Genomic DNA, 19,661 nt, shown 5'->3' with positions numbered 1-19,661 from the left:
GCCGGGCCCTCAGGTGAGCCCGTAGCCGACGCCGCGCCGGGTCGTGATCAGCGGCGGCCCCAGGGTCCCGAGCTTGCGCCGCAGATAGCTGATGTACGTCTCCACGACGGTCGACTCGGCCGGGTGCTGGTACTGCCACACATGACGCAGCAGTTCCTCCTTCGGCACGATCTGCCCGGCGTTGCGGACCAGGAAGCGCAGCAGGGCGTACTCGGTCGGGGTCAGTTGGGCACTGCGGGCGCCCCGGCGCACCGTGTACGTCGTCTCGTCCAGTTCCAGGTCTCCGTGGCGCAGCGGCGCGCGCCGGGGCAGGACGTCCGCGGGGCGGGTGCGGCGCAGCACGGCGGTGATCCGGGCGACGACCTCGTCGATGTGGAACGGCTTGGTGATGTAGTCGTCGCCGAAGCCCAGCGCACCGACGACCTCGGCGGGTGCGTCCCGCGCGGTGACGAAGACGAGGCCCGCTTCGGGCAGTGCCGACCGCAGTTCGCGCCCCAGTTCGCGGCCGTCGCCGTCCGGCAGCATCACGTCGAGCAGGACGGCGTCCGGGCGCACGTGTTCGGCGAGGTGGCGTGCCTGGCGGACGGTCGCGGCGGTCGACACGTCGAAGCCGTGGAAGCGCAGGGCGATGGACAGGACGTCGGCGATGCTCGGCTCGTCCTCCACGACGAGGACCCGCGCCCCTCGTACGTCCCCGGGGGGCGACTGGCTTGACTCGGTCATTCCCCCAGTATCGGTCGGCGTCGCGCCGTGCGGGCGGGTCGAAGCTGGGAGTTCCTTGTGAACCCTGGCAGCCACCTGGGAGTCCTGGGGATCGGCTGGGAGCCCTGGGAGTTGTCTGGGAGCCCTGGGAGTTGGCTGGGGATCACCGCTTCGACCTCCCCGTCGGGGTGCCGCCCGCTCGATGCTGGGCCCCTGACCCGGGGGAACGGAACGACTTCCGGGTGACGGTCGGGGGCGCCGCACGGGCACCCGTGGCCGTCGCCCGGACAACAGAAGGAGCGGACGACGTGACGGCATTGGCGCGCTGGTGCTACCGGCACCGGCTGGTGGTCCTGGTGCTGTGGGTGGGGGTGTTGTTCGGCGTGGGGGCCGTCGGTACCTCGGCGGGCAGCGACTACTCCAACGACTTCGCCCTCCCCGGGACGGACTCCACCCGGGCGAACGAACTGTTGGAGAAGGCCCGTCCGGGCGGCGCCGGGGACGCCGGCACGGTGGTGTGGCGGGTCGCCGACGGCTCGGTGCGCGACGCGGACGTACGGTCCCGGATCGAGCCGGCGCTGCGCGAGATCGCCGGCATGGACGGCATCGGAGCGGTCAACGGCCCCTACGGGGACGAACCGGGTGCCGCCGCCCGGATCAGCGAGGACGGCCGCACCGCCTACGCCGAGGTGGCGTTCGCCCAGCGGGCGAACTCGGTGCCGACGGAACTGGCCGAGGCCGTCGTCGACACCGCGGGGGCAGCCGCGGGCGACGGCCTCCAGGTCGAGGTGGGCGGAGAGGCCATCGCCCGCATCCAGCAGGCCACGGGCGGGACCTCCGAACTCGTCGGCATCGCCGCCGCCGCGGTCGTCCTCTTCCTCGCCTTCGGCTCGTTCTTCGCGATGCTGCTGCCGATCGTGGTCGCCGTGTTCGGCGTCGGCATCGGACTGTTCAGCACGATGCTCCTCAGCCACGGCACGGGCATACCCGACCTGGCCCCGCTGCTGGGCTCCCTCGTCGGACTCGGGGTCGGCATCGACTACGCCCTGTTCATCGTGACCCGCCACCGGCGGGCGCTGCTGCACGGCGAGGACCCGGTGACCTCGGTGGGGGTGGCCCTCAACACCGCCGGGCGCGCGGTCGTCTTCGCGGGCGCCACGGTCTGCATCGCGCTCGCGGGCATGCTCGTCATGAACCTGCGCTTCCTGGACGGGGTCGTCATCGCGACGACCCTGACCGTGGTGCTGAGCGTGCTGGCCGCCGTCACCCTGCTCCCCGCGCTGCTCGGGTTCCTCGGACCCCGGGTGCTCAGCCGCCGCCAGCGCCGCCGCCTCGCCGAACAGGGACCCGAGCGGGGGGCCAGCAGCGGGCTCGCCGTGCGCTGGTCCGCCCAGGTGCAGCGGCGGCCGAAATCCCTGATCGCCCTCGCCGTGGTGGCGCTGACCCTGCTGGCGCTGCCGGTGCTGTCCCTGCGGCTCGGCGCCACCGACCACGGCAACCACCCGGAGGACCAGACCACGCGCCAGGCGTACGACCTGCTGGCGGACGGGTTCGGTCCGGGCTTCAACGGTCCGCTCGTCGTCGTCGCCGAGGGCGCGCGGCCGGACGCGGTGCGACGGTTGACGGCGCGGGTCGAGGGCGACGAGGGCGTGGCGCGGGTCGTCGCCCTGCCTCCCGCGGGCGGCGTGTCCCTCGTCCAGATCGTGCCCACCACCTCACCGCAGTCCTTGGAAACGGACCGGCTGATCGACCGGGTGCGCGACGACCACCTGCCGCAGGCCGGCGTGGACGGTCACGTCGGCGGGGTGACGGCCGTGTTCAAGGACTTCGCCGAGAAGACGGGGGAGCGGCTGCCGTACTTCGTCGCCGCGATCGTCGGTCTCGGTTTCGTCCTGCTGCTGATCGCGTTCCGGTCCCTGCTCGTCCCGCTCACCGCCGCGGTGATGAACCTCGTCGCGGCGGCGGCGTCCTTCGGGGTGGTGGTCGCCGTCTTCCAGTGGGGCTGGGGCCTGGAACTCATCGGGCTCGACCGCTCGGGCCCCATCTCGGCCTTCCTGCCGGTCATCATGCTCTCGCTGCTGTTCGGTCTGTCGATGGACTACCAGGTGTTCCTGGTCAGCCGGATGCACGAGGAGTGGATGCACACCAAGGACAACGCACGGGCGGTACGGGTCGGGCTCGCGGAGACCAGCCGGGTCATCAACTCCGCCGCGCTCATCATGATCTGCGTCTTCCTCGCGTTCGTGCTGAGCGGCGACATGCAGGCGGTGGTGGCGGGCTTCGGGCTCGCGGTGGCCGTGGCCGTCGACGCGTTCATCCTGCGCACGGCGCTGGTCCCCGCCTTGATGCACCTGATGGGACGGTCCAACTGGTGGCTGCCCGGCTGGCTGGACCGGCGGCTGCCGCACCTGGCGGTGGAAGGCTCCGAGACGCCGTCGGGCACCGGTCCGGCGGGTGCCGGTCGATCGGGTGACGGTCGGCCGGGTCTCGATTCGGCGGCCGGGGGCAGTGCGGTGCACGGTTTCGTCCGGACGGTGGAGGGCGGACCGGTGGCCGGCGCGGTGGTGACCCTGCGGTCGGTCGACGGCGCCACGCTCGACCGGGTGCGGTCCCTGGCGGACGGCTCCTACCTGCTCGCCGCGCCCGCGCCCGGAGCGTATCTGCTCGGCGTGACGGAAGAGGGCGGTGCGGAGCACACCCGGCAGGTGACGACCGGTGACGGTCCGCTGGTCCAGGACGTGGAGCTGGCGGAGGCCGGCGCGGACGTGCACTGACCGCACGCCGCCGGGCGATCGACGGGGCGGTGGGGTCTTCCCCGCCGCCCCGTCGGGCCGTTCGCCGGTACGGTCGGTCAGGCGCCCGACGTCGGCTTGGGGCCCTTGCCGGCCGCGGGCTCGTCGAACGGGGGGCCGAAGTCCGTGAACAGCTCGTGGACCTCGCGGACCAGGGGCCGCAGCAGCCGGAAGCGGGCCAGCCCCACCGTCCGCGCGGTCAGCCGGGAACCCCGCGCGGCCAGCCGCCGGCTCCGCTCGCGCCCCTCGGAACGGTCGAACACCCAGTACAGGACCAACCCCATCTGGGAGAGCCACAGCAGCTCCGGCAGGGCGTCGGCCAGATCCTCCGGGACCTTGGTCTTCGACCCGGCGAGCACCTGCCGGTGGGTCTCGATCGCGGCGTCCCGGGCCGCGCGGGACTCCGGCGAGAAGGGACTGAGCGGGCTCTGCGGGTCGGCCGCGTTCTTGAAGAACTGCGCTGCGAACTCGTGGTACGGCTCGGCGATGTCCACCCAGGCGGTCAGCACGCCCGCCAGCCGGGCGTGCAGGTCGGTCTCCCGGGCCAGGATCGGCTGGATGGCGGCCTTGTGCTCCGCGGAGATCCGGTCGTAGACCCCCTGGACCAGGTGTTCCTTGCCGTCGAAGTAGTAGTACGCATTGCCGACGGAGACCCCGGCCTCCTTGGCGATGGCCCGCATGGTCGTCTTGTCGTAGCCGCGCTCCTCGAACAGCCGGAGCGCGGTCTGAAGGATGAGCGCGCGGGTCTGCTCGCTCTTCGCCGTCCGCTCCGCGCTCTTCTCCGACTTAGCTGGGTCTTTCTCCGCGTGCGGGGTTCCCCCGTCGCCCCCCGGGACGGGGGCGACGGACGGCTGCTTCGTCGGACGATCGTTGTCTGCGGACACGGTGTCAGAGCCTAGTCAGTGGAGCAGGTGCCATCGGCACAGGTGGGCGGCGCGGGGGCCGGCGGCACGGCCCCCGTTCCTGCCGGGTTCGCCCCCCGGCCCGGCGGGTCGCCCACGTGCACCCAACCCGCGTCGTTGCGGTACTCCCAGCCGGCCATGGTGGTGCGGGCGGGCCCGGCCCCGCGCACGGACCCGGTCCGCCCGGCCGCGCCACCGGCCCACGCGTACCCGGGGCGCCCGTCCCGCCCCCCGACGGGACGGACACCCCCCGCCCGCGCCCGCTGGGCGAACAGGGCCTCCCGGTACTTGGAGGCCGCGATCACGGCGCCCTTGGCGAGCTTCGCGCCCTTCCGGCTGCTGAGCCGGTGCGCCGTCGGGCGGTACTCGGCGAGCGCCCACAGGCACACCACCCAGGCGTTGGCGGCCCGGTAGACCTGCCCGCCGTCGGCGACGACCGTGATGTCGACCAGCGTCGACCCGTGGTCCAGCGCCGGGAACCTGCGCCGCGCCTGCTCCGATCCGGCCGGGACGAAGTCCAGGGGGACGAGCTGCGGCTGGCGGCTCAGCCAACCGCGGAGGAAGGTGCAGAGCGGACAGTCGGCGTCGTACAGGACGGTGAGTCCGCGCACGGCCGGCGGCCGGGGGCGCGTGGAGCGCGTGGGCGCGGACGGTGGCCCTGCGGTCACTGCCGGGGCGGTCGGGGGCGGTGCGGACCGTGCCGGGGCGGTCGGCGGCGGTGCGGGGTCCTCGGTCACGACCGTCACGCCTTGCCGGTGGGCGCGGCCCACGGGCCGCGGTCGGTGTACTCCTGCGGCGGCACCGGGGGGAGCTGCTCCCGCTCCATGACGCCCCGCCGGCGGATCTTGTTCAGCACCCACACATTGGCGAGGTGCAGCACCCCGAGCACCAGCAGCACGACGCCGAGCTTCGTCGACAGCGCCTCGAACACCTGGCGCGCCTCGGTGATCTCGTCGTCCTGGGTCAGGTACAGCGCGACGAATCCGAGGTTGACCAGGTAGAACCCGACCACCAGCAGGTGGTTGACGGCGTCCGCCAGCTTCTCGTTCCCGTGCAGGACGTCCGCCAGGAAGATCCGCCCGTTGCGGCTGAGGGTGCGCGCGACCCAGACGGTCAGGCCGATGCTCACGACGATGTAGACGAGGTACGCGATCCACGTCAGGTCTTGTCCCTGATCCACGGTCCCCACCCCTCTCCGGTCATGGCCGTGTCCGGCCACAACACTTCTTGAACGTGTTCAAAAACGCTGGCAGTGGAGACTGTAGACCTGCTTTTGAACGTGTTCAAGTCCGGGGGTGGGGGGTGCGGGAACGCCGAAGGCCGCCCGGACGGGAGTCGTCCGGGCGGCCTTCGGGTCTGCGGGTCTGCGGGTCCTTGTTGGGGTGGCGGGCGGTGCGGCCTGTTCGTCAGCCCACGGCGAGCCGGGTCTTCCAGTGGCTGTTGGGTCCGATCATCAGACCCCCGTCACCGCTCAGTGCGGTCCGGGACCCGGGGTGGAACCGCACGGAACCGTCGGAGCGCACCGACCAGATGTCCGGGATGCCGTCCCCGTCGGCGTCCGGCGTGCCGACCGCGAACGGTGTGCCGGCCACGGACCAGCCCGAGGCCCCGTACGTGGTGTCGGCGCCGCCCGCGGAGTTGGCCGCCGCCGCCAGCGAGGACAGGTCCACCCCGCCGCCGGCGGCGGGCTTGCCCTTGCGGAGCACCAGCTTGCCGGGATCGACCCGGTAGACGAGGTCGGCGACGCCGTCACCGCTGACGTCGTATCCGGAGACGAGGTCCCGCTCGGCCCACGGGGCGGAGGTCAGCCGGATCGCCTGGTCGACGGTGGCGCCCTGGTAGCCGGCGAGTATCCACAGGGCGTCCCCGACGGTGACGAAGAGGTCCGCCCGCCCGTCGCCGGTCACGTCACCGGCGGACAGGACCTGGGTGAACGTCGAAGGCGCGGGCGCCCCCTCCGGCAGCAGGATCTCCCGCCGCCGGTCGATGTTCACGGCACCGTACCCGTCGCCCGGGTACACCCACAGCTTCCCGCCCACCCGGACGATGAGGTCCTGGAGGCCGTCCCCTCCGTAGACGTCGCCGTTGTGGGTGATCAGCGAGCCCTTGAAGTGCCCCGACGCGGCGGGGAGGTGGAGCGGCTTGTCGTCCCCGTTCGGGTCCTTGTCCTTGTTGGTCTGGTACGCCCCCGCCATCGAGTAGTCGAGGTCACCGGTGCCCTTGGTCACCTCGTCGCTCTTGCCCTGGGACGGGTACAGCGCCAGGTTGCCGCCCGAGGTGACCACCAGCAGGTCGGGCAGGCCGTCACCGGTGAAGTCGCCCGCCTTGTCGGCCTGGTCGCGGGGCGTCACGTAGAAGAAGTACTTCGTCGGCTGGGACACGTTGCCCGCCTGGTCCACGACCCGGACGTACAGGACGTTGGGCCCGGCGGCGGGCGGCTTGGCGTTGGAGATCGTCGCGCTGCCCGAGGTGCTGGAGCCGGCGGTGCGGCTGACCGAACCGGTGTAGCTCTCCGAGTTGAACCCGTACTCGTAGCGCACCACGTCGCTGTCGAGCGCGCGGACCGTGAACGAGCCCGGCGTACCGAACTTCTTCTTCGACCAGTTGCTGTCCTCGGCGTCGTTGCCGAACCCGTTCTCGGATCCGTCCGCGTTCGGGAAGTCGACGGAGCTCACCCGGGGCGGCTTGGGCGCGTTCTTGTCGTAGACGAACCGGCACGGTGTGGCCGCGGGGGAGTAGGACGAGGTCGACTTGGCGTCGTCGACGGCCCGCACCCGCCACGAGAACACGGTGCCGCTGGCGAAGTTGTTGATGGAGAAGGCGCTGGTGGTGCGCAGCGCCGCGCTGCGGTCGCCGCCGACGTCCACCTTGCCGACCGCGCCGAGCCGGTCGCCGCCGCTGTCCCACTTGCCCGTCTGCCAGAGGTCGAAGTCGAAGTAGTCGAGGTTGCCGTCCTTGTCGGACGCCCGGGCGGTCAGGGTCACGGCGTCCGCACCGACCCGGACGTAGGGCGTCGTGGTCGTGCACTTCGCCTCCGGTCCCAGGTCCAGGTTGGTGGGCGCGTCGGGCCGGCGGTTGTAGACGATCTCCAGTTTCGGGGCCGTCTCCCCGATGGCACGGAACTTCTTCCAGCCGTACTCCGAGCGCTCGTCCCGGGCCCGCATTCCGAACGTGACCGTGCTTTGGCCCTGGTCGACGCGCTTCTGCACGGCGTCCCGCAGGCTGAACTTCACGTGCGCGTCCGGGCACATGGTCTTGTACCCGTGTGCGAAGCTCCGGGTCACCTGCTTGTTGCCGTCGTGCAGCTTCGGCGCGTTGCGCCAGTTGGTGCGTTTGTTGATCTTGCTCGTCAGGTGGATGCTCATCGACCGCGGGCTGCACGACCACGCGTAGGTCGACAGGGTGTACAGGGTGGCCTTCTTGATCTGGACCCCGTCCAGCCGGTCACCCAGGTCGATGTTGAAGAAGGAACGGGAGGTGCCCCAGGTGTCGGACTCGTAGCCGACGCGCGCCTCGTGGGTGCCGCCCTTGTTGAACCCCTTGCCTTCGTAGAACGTGGCGTTGGGGTACCTGTCGTAGACGGTGGTCCAACTCGCCGTCGGTTTGGTGAAGGCCGGGTCCACGAAGACGGGGTACGTCGTGGCGGGGTCCGCGAGGAACTCCTGGTCCGGTGTCAGGCTCCAGGACGAGTCGTTCAGGTCCGACTCGATCAACTCGCCGCGGGAATCGGGCGAGGGCCCGTTCAGGGACGACAGCCCGAGGGTCGCCGTGGTGCCCGTCCGGGAGGGTTCCGGGGTCGGCTCGGCCGGTGCGGTCGGCAGCGGCGGCTCCTCGGGTTCGGTCTGGAGGCCATCGGTGGCGGTCGGCAGGACCTCCCCCTCGGGGTCGGTCTGCTCGTCCGATTCGAGGGGCAGCTCCGTGGGGCTCGGGCTGTCCGTGGGCGCGGTGGGAACGGGATCCGGGGCGCCCGGCGTCTCCGGCTCGGTCGGCTGGGCGGTGGCTCCCACCTGGCCGTCGGTGACCGCGGGTTCGCCACTGCTGTCCCAGATCAGTGGCGTGGGGGACAGGGCGGCCTCCTCGCCGTCCGCGTCCACCGCGCTGACCATGCCCGACAGCGGGTCGAGGTGGAACGACAGCGTCGACGAGTCGAGGCCGTAGGCGAGTTGTTGCACCAGCGGGTGGGCGGCGGCCTGGCGGTCCTTGAGGACCAGCACGGGCGCGAAGCCGCTGTCGTCGGCGGTCATCACCAGGTCGGCGCCGGGGAGGATCTCCGGGTACAGGGCGCGGTTGCCTTCGATCACGGGTACCGGGACGGTGCCGGGCCAGGTGAGGTCGATGGTGTGTGTGCCGACGTGCATCGTGGCGAGCGGGTGGAACACGGTGGCGTTCGCGGGCGGCTGCGCACGGCCCTCCTGCCGGACCGAACCGCCCTGCTCCCGGACGGTGGTCCGCAGCGGGCCGCGCGGCGCGCTCCGGGACGCCCGGTCCGCCGATTCCTTGCGCTGTCCACCGGCGGTGGACGAACCCGCGGAGAAGACGAGCCGGGTGTTGGAGACGGTCGGCTCCCAGCCCCGTGCGGTGCGCCGCAGATCGAGGTCGATGGGACGCCACTCACCACCCGACTTCGCGTACACGGGCGCCGAGTGGAACCGGGTGGCCATCAGCCCGTCCGGCCGGACCCAGGTGCTGGAGGTCGCCGTCCGCAGGGCGGTGGCCTCGACCTTCCGTCCGGTGCGGGCGGCTTCGGCCGCCGCGGCGGACTCCGTCACCGGTCCGGCGGCGGGTTTCCGTGCGGCGCTGCCGGGGTCGTCGCGGTCCGGTGCGGAGCCGTCGGGCCGGAGGCCGGCGTACGCGAGGCCGCCCGCGACGACCACGGCGGCCAGGACGGCCGCGGTGGTCCGACGTCCCGGAGCCCGGCCGGCCGGTGTTCCGCGTCGGTCGCGCGGGCGGAGCCATGCGCCGGGTGTGCGCGTCGTGCGCGTCATGGGTTCCCTTCCCCCTGGAGTCCGGTGCACGGGGCAGGGTGCGGCCGGAGCTGTGGCCCGTCCGCGCCCCTGGATCTCCCCGATCCGTGAACTGGGCATGGCGAGGCGTGCCGATGATGGCTCAAACACGGCCCCCCGTCACCCTCCGGTGAGGCGCGAGGCGCGGTCCGTACCGGAACCGAACGGAGTTCCTGCCCGTTTCCACCGCCGGGACCGACCGGGGGCGAGCCGTTGACCGCGGACGGCTCACATCTTCCAAAAAGTAATGAACCAGGGCAAATTGACAAGGCGTTCGCCCTATCTCGCCCGGCTTGGTCGTCTATATGGGATCAGTCGCTTACGTCTTGCTTTCACGGTGAAAATCACCTGATGCACCGTCAGTGCGTGTTCAGATCCTTACGCGCCGTGATGATGATCACATAGTCTCGACATCTCTGGCGTACCTCCACGCAACGGACACACAATCTGCGCCACTGCTACTGCCCTTACGCGTGGTCCTCTCCGGCCCGCTCCGAACGGTCCGGGGGGATCTCGTCTTGTTCGGTCGTCGTCACACGCCTGCCCCGCACACGGGCCGCCGTTTCCGCCTGGCCGTCATTCCGGCGGTCAGCGCCGCGCTGCTCGTGGGGCTGTTGCCCGCGACCGCGTTCGCGGTGCCGCCCGTTCCGACCACGGGCGAGGTCGTCGGCCGGGACACCCTGGACCTCGAAAGCCTCACGAAGGAGCAGCCGGTACCGGGCGAAGACGCCGACCCGGGCCTCGCGTCCCTGCGGGTCGACTTCGTCCCCGAGAACCAGCAGCAGGCCCCGGCGGGCACCGACACACCACCACCGGCCGCCACCGCCACGGTCTCCTTCGGCTCCCCGACCACCCCCGCCGCCTTCGGACACTCGGCGGCCGGTGCCGCCACCCCACCGCCGCCGATCCCCGTCGGGAACCTGCCGGTCAGCCTCGGCCAGGCGCCCAACCAGCCGGCGCCCACCGGAACGTGGCAGGTCAGCGTTGCTGCGCGGACCGCGCCGGTAGCAGCCGGCGTCGACGGTGCCGTCCTCACGGTCCAGGCCCCGGCCACGGGTTCGGTGCCCGTGCGGGTGAAGCTGGACTACGGCAAGTTCGCGAACCTCTACGGGGCGGGCTGGTCGTCCCGGCTGCGGCTCGTCCAGTTCCCCGAGTGCTATCTGACGACGCCCACCGAAGAGGCCTGCCAGCAGTACGAACCGCTGGAGTCCGCCAACGACTCCGCGGACACGTCCGTCACGGCCACGGTCGACCCGGCCGCCGACGGCACCGGTGCCCCGCCGCCCTCGGGCGCCTCCGCCCGCACCGACACCACCCCGGGCATCGTGCCCGCCCTGCACCGCACGACTGACGGCGGTCGCGTCACGCGGGCCGCAGCCACCGGGGACAAGGCCGTCATCGGAGCCGTCGACTCCGGCAGCGGTACGGGCGGCTCCTTCAAGGCCACCCCGCTCGCCACCAGCGGCAAGTGGGAAGCCGGCGGCTCCTCGGGGGCCTTCAGCTGGTCCTACCCGATCACCGTTCCGGCGCCGCCCGCCGGCCCCGCCCCGTCCGTCTCACTGGGCTACAACTCCCAGTCCGTGGACGGACGCACCTCGGTGTCCTCCCCGCAGGCGTCCTGGGTCGGCGACGGCTGGAACTACGACCCGGGCCACATCGAGCGCCGCTACCGCTCCTGCGAGGAGGACCGCAAACCCCTCGACCGCGGTGCGCCGGACCCCAACAACACGGCCAAGAAGGACAAGACGAGCGACCTGTGCTGGGCCTCGTACAACGCCGTGATGTCGCTCGGCGGCAAGACCACCGAACTCGTCCGCGACGCCCCCGCCACCAGCAACCCGGAGACCGACACCGAGATCTACCGTCCGCAGCACGACGACGGCACCCGGGTCGAGCGCCGCGTCGGCGCCACCAACGGCGACAACGACGGCGAGCACTGGGTGGTGACCACGACCGACGGCACGACCTACTACTACGGACTGCACGACGTCGGCGGCGGCCACGCCGTCACCGACTCCGTCTCCACCGTGCCCGTCTTCGGCAACCACCCCGGCGAGCCGTGCCACGCGACGACCTTCGCCGACTCGCGCTGCGGCGCCGGCAAGCAACAGGCGTGGCGCTGGGGCCTGGACAAGGTCGTCGACGTGCACGGCAACGCCATGGTCATCGACTGGCAACAGGCCACCAACCACTACTCGGTGCGGAAGAAGTTCAAGACCCCCGAGGCGTACGACCGCGCCGCCTACCCCAACTACATCGAGTACGGCATGCGCGCGTCGGACCTCACCAAGCCGTCCGCCAAGGTGGACTTCGTGGTCGCCGAACGCTGTCTCGCCTCGGCGACGGTCTGCGCCCCCGCCAAGTTCGACCAGACCGCGGACCCGGGCGCCTACCGCGCCTGGTGGGACACCCCGGGCAACCTCAACTGCAAGGCCACCTCGGACCTCTGCCCGACCTTCCCGTCCTTCTGGTCCCGCATCCGGCTCTCCGAGATCACCACGTACGGCCACCGTCCAGGAGCGGCAGCCCTCCAGAAGGTCGACACGTACGCGCTGAAGCAGGCGTTCCCGCAGGACTGGTACAGCCTGGCGCCCGGCCTGTGGCTGGACTCGATCACCCGCAGGGGCTTCGCCCCCGGGGACACCACCGGCACCCTCCAGCACGAGGACGGCGTCAGCTTCGGCCCCTACAGCGTGGGATCGACCTCCCCCCTGCGCAAGTCGCTCAAGGACAAGTACCTGCCCAACCTGGTGCCGAAGGTCGGGCACGACGAGCGCCCGCCGTTCATCCGGCCCCGCATCGGTTCCGTCGCCACCGAGGCCGGTGGCGAGGTCTCCGTCGAGTACACCGGCGGATGCCGGACCGAACCCGCCGCGGACAAGGGCCGCAACAACGGCACCTGCTACCCGGTGCGCTGGTCCCCGGACGGCGAGGTGGAGACCCCCTCCAAGGCGTGGTTCAACAAGTACGTGGTCGCCTCCGTCACCGAGGTCGACAAGGTGACCACCCACGGCAAGCCCGTCCATGTGAAGTACGCCTACCAGCAACCCGCCTGGGCCCTGTCCGAGGACGAGTTCCAGCCCCACGCCCTGCGCACCCACAGCGACTGGCGTGGCTACCGGCAGGTCAGCGTCACCAAGGGCATGAAGAGCATCACCAAGTCCGCGGAGGAGAACCCCAAGTCCCACTCCCTGTCCCGTACCCGCTACTACCTCGGTACCGGAGAGGACCTCAAGGACTCCACCGGCGCCCCCCAGGGCAAGGACGAGCCCCAGTACGCCGGCACCACCGCGGAGACCATCGTCTACGACCACTCCGGCGGCAAGGTGGTGCGCCGGGTCCTCAACCACCCGTGGTCCAAGGAGACGGCGTCCCGCAAGCGCGAGGCCGACGGGGGCGTCGAGCTGAGCGCGCTGAAGGCCCACCGCACCGGCATCCGACGCACCGACGCCATCCAGCACCTGGACAACGGGAGCTGGCGGGCCGTGCGCAACACCACCGAGGTCGACCCCGACCACGGCCTGCCCGTCGAGTCCGAGACCTCGGTCGTCAAGCCCACCAGCGGCGGCGGTGGCGGTGAAATCCTTTCCGACCGGACCTGCACCAAGACCTCGTACGTCCACAACACCACCGACTGGCTGATCGGCCTGCCCAAGGAGGTGCGGACCACCGCCACCTCCTGCGCCGGGTTCGCCGCCGCCGACCCGGCCACCGAACTGAAGAGCTCGGTCCGCACCAGCTACGACGACCTCGCCCACGGTGCCACCCCCACCAAGGGCGCCCCCACCTCCGTCGCCGGGATCAACGGCGAGGGCACCGCCCACTCCGTGACGTCGACGTACACCTACGACCCGCTCGGACGGCCCCGCAAGGTCACCAGCCCGCTGCTCGGCACCGCCGAAACCCAGTACACCCCCGGTGACACGGGCGGCCCCGTCACCTCCACCAAGACGATCAACGCCAAGGGCCACGCCACCGTCACCACGCTGGACCCGGGCCGGGGCCTCCCGCTGACCGTCACCGACCCCAACGGCCGCGTCTCCCGCACCGAGTACGACGCGCTGGGCCGACTGACGAAGGGCTGGTCCGCCTCCCGCAGCGCCGGGAACCGGACCCCGAACGTCGAGGTCTCCTACCGGGGCGCCATCGCCACCGCGGACAAGACCTCACCGGCCGCCGTCACCGTGCGCACGGTCAAGGACGACGGCGGATACAGCCGACAGGTCACCCTGTACGACGGTCTGCTGCGTCAGATCCAGACCCAGGCCGAGGCCCACGGCCCCGGCCGGATCATCAGCGACACCAAGTACGACGAGCGGGGCCTCGTCTCCGACCAGACCAGCGGCTACCTCGCCAAGGGCGAACCCGTCACGGACCCGTTCCAGGCCAAGTCCCCGACGCTGATCCCCAGCACGGTCAAGTCCGTCTACGACGCCCAGGACCGGCTGACCAAGCAGGCCGTCTACCACGGCCGGGACTTCCGGTACCTCACGACCACGAAGTACGCCGACACCAGCACCATCGTCAACCCGCCCGGTGACACGTCCCCGACCACCCGCACCTTCACCGACGCGCTCGGCCGGGTGGAGTCCATCCGGCACTACACCAAGTCCGACGGTGCGTCGGCCTGGCGCACCACCGCGTACTCCTACGACGCGCGCGGCTACCGCGACGAGGTCACCGACCCCGAGGGCAATGCCTGGACGTTCACCCACGACGCCCGGGGCAGGCTCACCGACACCGTCGACCCCGACAGCGGGACCACGCACACCACGTACGACGCCGCGGACCGGGCGGTGTCCGTCCGCGACGCCAAACAGCGCACGACGTACACCGAGTACGACGAGCTGAGCCGCGTCACCAAGGTCCGCCACGGCTCCCCGACCGCCGACCCCGCCAAGGCGTTCACCTTCGACGCGCCGGGCGCCCTCGGACTGCCCGTCGCCTCGACCCGGCACACCTCCGCCGGCGACTACGTCGACCGGGTCACCGGCTACGACACCGAATACCGGCCCACCGGCCGACAGACTCAGATCCCGTCGAACCCGATGACCACGGGACTCTCCGGCACCTACACCTACGCGTACGCCTACACGCCGACCGGCAAGCCCCACTCGGTGACGCTCCCCGCCAAGGGCGGCCTCGCCGCCGAAACGGTCGTCACCCGCTACAACGAGGACGGCCTGCCCGAGAGCAACTCCGGCCTCAACTGGTACACCTCCGACGTCACGTACTCCCCGTACGGCGAGGTCCTGCGCTCGGTCACCGGCTCCCAGCCGGACCGCCTGTGGACCACCAACTTCGTGGACCGGCACACCGGGCGCCTCCAGCGCACCGTCACCGACCGCGAGACCGCCGGCCCGCACCGCGTCGCCGACGGCTACTACGCGTACGACGTCACCGGCGCGGTCACCGCCCACGCCCGCAAGCTCGCGGACGCGGCGGGATCCAGCTGGGACAACCAGTGCTTCACCCACGACACCCTGCGGCAGGTCGTCCACGCCTGGACCTCCAACATCGCCCCGACCGGCACCGGAACGGGCTGCAAGGCCCAGAACGGCTCCATCTGGGGGTACCGCACGGACGGAGCGCCCTCCAGCGGTCCGGTCGCCGATGCCCTCGGCACGCCCGCCCAGCCCGCCGGCCCGGACAACACCCTCACCACGTCCCTGGCCGCCGCCGCACCCGCCGCGGGCACGGTGGCGGGCGGTGCCACCGGCTACCGCCAGTCGTACACCTTCGACACCATCGGCAACCGGGCCACCATGACCGACCACGACCCGGCGACCCCGGCCAACGACGTCACCCACACCTACCACTACGGCAAGCAGGTCCCCGGCAACGGCACCACCCCGGCCCACGAGGTCCAGCCGCACACCCTCACCTCAGTCACCCGGTCCACCGGCGGCGGCAGCACCTACGCGTACGACGTCATCGGCAACACCGAGCGCCGTGCCCTGCCCGCGACCACGCAGCAGTTGCAGTGGACCCAGGAGAACAAGCTCGACTCCCTCACCGACTCCAAGTCCGGCACCACCACCCGGTACGTGTACGACGCTGCCGGCAACCGCCTGCTGGAGAACTCCCCCACGGGCTCCACCCTGTACCTCGGCGAGACCGAACTCACCACCAACGCCAGCGGCACCATCACCCGGGCCTCCCGCAGCTACGCGCAGTCGGGGGTGCCCACGGTCACCCGCACCACCAACAACGGCTCCACCACCGCGCACCTGCGCAGCGCGCTGATCACGGACCACCTGGGCACGGCCAACACCACGGTCGAACTCACCGGCAACCAGACGGTGACCCGCCGCGCCTACAAGCCCTACGGCGAGGTCCGCGGACCCCAGCCGGCGACCTGGCCCAACAAGCGCGGCTACCTGGGCGTCGGCATCGAGAACAAGGTCACGGGCCTCACCAACATCGGCGCCCGCGAGTACGACGCCGAGACCGGCCGCTTCATCAGCATCGACCCGATCATGGACCTGGCCGACCCGCTCCAGATCAACGGCTACGCGTACGCCAACAACACCCCGATCAGCTCCAGCGACCCGACGGGGCTGTACGCCGGATACTGCGTGACCGACCAGTGCAAAGAGGGCACGGGTGGTTTGAACAGCGCTGCGGGCACGGTCACGGAGGGCGGCGGGCACGGGCACTGTGTGACGGCCGCGTGCACGGTCCAGACGACGGGATCGGCCAGCAGGAACTGGACGGCTGGCGGAGGGGGAGGGTCGACCGGGAGTTCGGGGAGTTCCGGGGGCGGAGGAGCGAACAGGTCTTCCGGAAACGCCACCGGTGGTGCAAGCGGCACCGGGGCGGGAGCCCAGCAGCCGGTCGTCGCGAAGCCGAGCTTCCTCCGCCAATTCACGAACACGATTGGTGGTGAGGCAGGCAAGCTTGTCAGTGGGGTCACCGGTCTGTGGGGGCAGGCTTCACGTGACACCTGGGACTGCGTCACGGGTGACGAATCCTGCGAAGCGTTGCTGGATTACTCACCAATCCCGATGGCCTACGAGTCCGTCCAAGGTATCGGTGACAGAGCGACCGAGATCGCGGGCGACTTCAGCAACGGGCGCTTGGCTGAGGCCAGCGCGAAGGTCACGTTCGACCTCGCTTTGGCCGGGCTGGCGAAGAAGGCGCCGGGGAAGAGCAAGGGGTCGTCGTGCGCGCCGGGCAACAGTTTCACGGCCGGAACGCTCGTCGCCATGGCTGCCGGTGGCCAGAAACCGATCGAGGACGTGAAGATCGGGGACGAAGTCCTCGCCACGGACCCGAACACCGGCAAGACCGTTGCGAAGAAGGTCACCGCCACCATCTTCGGTGATGGCCAGAAGCACTTGGTCAAGATCAGCGTTGCGGCAGGTGAGAAGAAGGGTGCGCGTTCCGGGGATTCCTCGATCGTCGCCACGGACGGTCACCCGTTCTGGCTCCCGGAACTCCGCAAGTGGGTCGACGCCACGGACCTGGCGGTCGGACAGCTCCTGCGGACCAGCTCGGGCACGCACATCCAGATCACCGCGATCCAGCGCTGGACCCAACAGGCCGCGGTCTACAACCTGACCGTCGCCGACCTGCATACGTACTATGTGCTGGCGGGTACGACGCCGGTCCTCGTGCACAACAGCAGCTGTTCCATCGGGGCGGTGACCGGGCCCGGTGGTGAGGTTCTGCCCATGCCCAAGGGGGCTGCTGGCACACCGGTCGCTACAGGTAAGGGCTGGACTTACGCAATTCCGGCCGGGACCAAGAATCTCGACCCAAGGACGGTGCAAGTGCGAGTGATGGATCCTGTCACTACCGGAAAATATCAGTACCCGAACGGCTATGTGGTGTACATGAACAAGGCGGGTCAGTCGGTCAATCCCCTAACTGGGCAGACGGTTAGCAAGGCTGACCCTTACAATCATATTCCGATTCCATGATTTCAATGAATGAACTCGTAGGCGGCAATGCTTTCTCGACGGCCGCTGATGCAGTCGAAGTGGATCCTCTGCGGGATGTGGATGCGCTGCAAGAGTCGCAATTGCTCGACTCTCGGGTGTGCAATTTGACTTCCACTGCGACTCTGCTATTCGAACTGCGAACATCGCTCCAGTTTGATGTGGGGAACTCTGCGCTGCTCGTGGTTCGGGGACTACGCTCGTTTGATTGGAAATCGCCGGTAAGGCAAGGCCCTCTCGCGGCGCTGACGGTTGTGTCCAGTGTCCCTGATCGGGTAGGTGAGTTCTTTCGGTTGAGATTCGGTTTCTTCCCAGAGGCGCACTTTGCGGTGACGGGCGAGTTGGCGGAATTCTATGTCCTCGAATGCGAAGGGATCGGCGATGTGCCACCCGACTATTCAGGTATGGACCTGAAGCAGGTCCAAGAGGCGTTGCCGTCCTGGTCCTCCGCATGCAGTCTGCTTCAGGCGTCGAGATCGCGCTGAGGCAGTGGCGGATGCGAGGAAGGGGTGTGAAGGAAGGGTCAGCGCTGGACGTGCGAAGCGAGTGCAGGACGGGTGGCAGGCCCATGGAGTTCGTCGCGGACGTCCACCGCCCCCCCATCGCGCAGCACAGCAGCACAGCAGCACAGCGCACGCCCCGCGCCGTGCCGTTCGCGCGACGCAGGCCACCGTGCGAAGGGGGCGCGCCGACCCGGCCCGCCCCCGTCCCACAGCCGTGCGCTACTCGCTGACGTGCCGCCCGTAGGCGAGCGCACTAGCCGGCGAGGGCAGCCCCAGCTTGCGGGGCGTGAGCGCGGCGGAACCATTGGCCCCCGCCCCCGGCAGCAGCCACACGCCCCCCGAGCCCGCGTTCTCGCCGGGTGAGCCGACCGCCAGGTCCACCCGCCCGCGCCGCCCGTACGCACCGACGGCCACCGCGGCACCGAACGCGTCACGCGCCTCCGCGACGCCCGGCACCCGCGGGGTGTTCTGCTGGAGTCCGACGGAGTGCCCCTCGCCCCGCGCGTCCACGAGCCCGGTCGGGCCACCGAACAGGAGGGTCGCCGCGCCGGCCCCCGCACGGGTGCCGATCGCCTCGCCGGGGGCGCCGGCCACCAGGTCGTCCCGGCCGTCGCGGTTGACGTCGCCGACGGCGAGCGCGGCGCCGAAGCGGTCGCCGACCTCCGCGACGCCCGCCACGCCCACCGTGTCCTGGTTGAGGGTCTGTCTGCGGATGCCGAAGCTGCCGGGTGCGGCGTCGCCGTAGTGGACGTGGATGCCGCCGCCCTTGGCGAACGCCTCGGGTCCGCAGGGGTCGTCGATGTTCTCGTCGGCGATCTCCCGACACTCCCCGAGGGCCAGGTCGTCGCTGCCGTCCCCGTCGAAGTCGCCCGCGGCGAGCGCGGAGACCCCGGCATTGTCGGTGTTCCAGGTGTTGGCCATGAGCTGCTCGGTCGCATCCCAGGCCCACAGCCGCACGTGCGACTGGGTGAACGGGCTGTTCTGCGTCCAGTACCCGACGGCCAGTTCCGCCGTGCCGTCCTCGTCGAAGTCACCGGTGGTGAGGGCGGGGGCGCGCCCGCCCATCGGGGCGGTGAGGACCGTGCTGGCGAGGCCGTCGGCGGTGCGGAGGACCACCTTGTCCTTGCCGCCGACGACGAAGTCCTTGTTGCCGTCGCCGGTGAGGTCGGCCGTGGCGAACGCCAGCCCGAACGCCGCGGACGGCGCGGGGCCGGTGGCGACCATCGCACCGTGGCCCGGACGGTCCCGGGCGCCGCCCACCGCGGTGACCGATCCCGCGTCCGCGATGCCGTTGACGTCCTCGCCGGGGGCGCCGACGAAGAGTTCCGCGATGCCGTCGCCGTTGGTGTCCACCAGGGTCACCGAGGCGCCGAAGCGGTCGCCCTTCTCGGGGACGCCCGGGATCTCGCGACTGGACTGGGTGATGCGGATGTTGCCGTGTGCGCCGAGTCCGTTCCGGCCGCCCCAGACGATGTTGACGTACCCCGCCTTCGCCTTGCCGCCGACCGTGCCGTCGGGCACGCCGACGGCGAGGTCCGTGTAACCGTCGCCGTTGAAGTCGCCGTCGGGCAGTGCGGGAGCGGCTGCCGAAGCGGGGAGGGTCAGTCCCGCGGTGGCCGTCGCGATGACGGCGATTGCTGTGACGTACGTCCGTAACCGAGTGCGCACGGGGACTCCAAGTCATCCGAGGTGGCTGGTTGTTGACCCGTAGGACAGCCGGGGGGCCGTGACGGTTGTGGTGGGTGCGCGACCGCCGTGTGGCCCCTCCCGTGGACCCGCCGGTCGGCCGGGGGCGCCGGTGCGTCCGGCCGGCGCC

At 71.0% G+C, this 19,661-nt stretch carries 9 protein-coding genes; 3 read left to right on the top strand and 6 right to left on the bottom strand.

The genetic code is table 11. From position 1 onward, the window contains the following. Positions 1-9 precede the first annotated feature (9 nt). The gene (locus ACFV88_RS05820; RefSeq protein ID WP_385486419.1) at positions 10-723 is read right to left on the bottom strand and encodes a response regulator transcription factor; all 714 of its coding nucleotides are present in this window, start codon (positions 721-723) and stop codon (positions 10-12) included. A 296-nt stretch (positions 724-1,019) separates the two neighbouring features. Between ACFV88_RS05820 and ACFV88_RS05815 the strand changes: the two genes are divergently transcribed. Further along, positions 1,020-3,476, top strand: coding sequence for an MMPL family transporter (locus ACFV88_RS05815; protein WP_385486742.1), 2,457 nt, complete (start codon positions 1,020-1,022; stop codon positions 3,474-3,476). Between the two features lie 77 nt (positions 3,477-3,553). Here ACFV88_RS05815 and ACFV88_RS05810 read toward each other — a convergent pair whose 3' ends face one another. From ACFV88_RS05810 to ACFV88_RS05795, 4 genes are all read right to left on the bottom strand, one after another. Continuing rightward, complete coding sequence (locus tag ACFV88_RS05810; RefSeq protein WP_385486417.1) at positions 3,554-4,378, bottom strand: TetR family transcriptional regulator; 825 nt, start codon at positions 4,376-4,378, stop codon at positions 3,554-3,556. 11 nt (positions 4,379-4,389) lie between these two features. Further along, on the bottom strand, positions 4,390-5,007 hold the full coding sequence (locus tag ACFV88_RS05805; RefSeq protein WP_385486740.1) for a thiol-disulfide oxidoreductase DCC family protein: 618 nt from the start codon (positions 5,005-5,007) through the stop codon (positions 4,390-4,392). A 131-nt stretch (positions 5,008-5,138) separates the two neighbouring features. After that, positions 5,139-5,576, bottom strand: coding sequence for a hypothetical protein (locus ACFV88_RS05800; RefSeq protein ID WP_385486415.1), 438 nt, complete (start codon positions 5,574-5,576; stop codon positions 5,139-5,141). Positions 5,577-5,802: 226 nt separating this feature from the next. Further along, a complete protein-coding gene (locus ACFV88_RS05795) occupies positions 5,803-9,381 on the bottom strand; it encodes a DNRLRE domain-containing protein (protein ID WP_385486413.1) in 3,579 nt (1,192 codons plus the stop codon). A 536-nt stretch (positions 9,382-9,917) separates the two neighbouring features. On the opposite strand from ACFV88_RS05795, the gene ACFV88_RS05790 reads away from it, so the two are divergent. Then, positions 9,918-17,324: a polymorphic toxin-type HINT domain-containing protein gene (locus tag ACFV88_RS05790; RefSeq protein WP_385486411.1), complete on the top strand. Its 7,407-nt coding sequence runs from the start codon at positions 9,918-9,920 to the stop codon at positions 17,322-17,324. A gap of 5 nt (positions 17,325-17,329) precedes the next feature. Beyond that, complete coding sequence (locus ACFV88_RS05785) at positions 17,330-17,827, top strand: hypothetical protein (protein WP_385486409.1); 498 nt, start codon at positions 17,330-17,332, stop codon at positions 17,825-17,827. A gap of 237 nt (positions 17,828-18,064) precedes the next feature. Here the strand turns inward: ACFV88_RS05785 and ACFV88_RS05780 are convergent, their stop codons facing one another. Further along, positions 18,065-19,513: an FG-GAP-like repeat-containing protein gene (locus tag ACFV88_RS05780; RefSeq protein WP_385486407.1), complete on the bottom strand. Its 1,449-nt coding sequence runs from the start codon at positions 19,511-19,513 to the stop codon at positions 18,065-18,067. Positions 19,514-19,661: the final 148 nt, after the last annotated feature.

Source organism: Streptomyces sp. NPDC059816, from assembly GCF_042732055.1.
Lineage (GTDB): Bacteria > Actinomycetota > Actinomycetes > Streptomycetales > Streptomycetaceae > Streptomyces.
This window is presented reverse-complemented; position numbering and strand designations above follow the sequence as displayed.

What these genes read in the sequence shown, in the direction of transcription:
- ACFV88_RS05795 (WP_385486413.1), bottom strand. Translation starts at nt 9,381, where the DNA reads ATGACGCGCACGACGCGCACACCCGGCGCATGGCTCCGCCCGCGCGAC.
- ACFV88_RS05785 (WP_385486409.1), top strand. Translation starts at nt 17,330, where the DNA reads ATGAATGAACTCGTAGGCGGCAATGCTTTCTCGACGGCCGCTGATGCA.
- ACFV88_RS05820 (WP_385486419.1), bottom strand. Translation starts at nt 723, where the DNA reads ATGACCGAGTCAAGCCAGTCGCCCCCCGGGGACGTACGAGGGGCGCGG.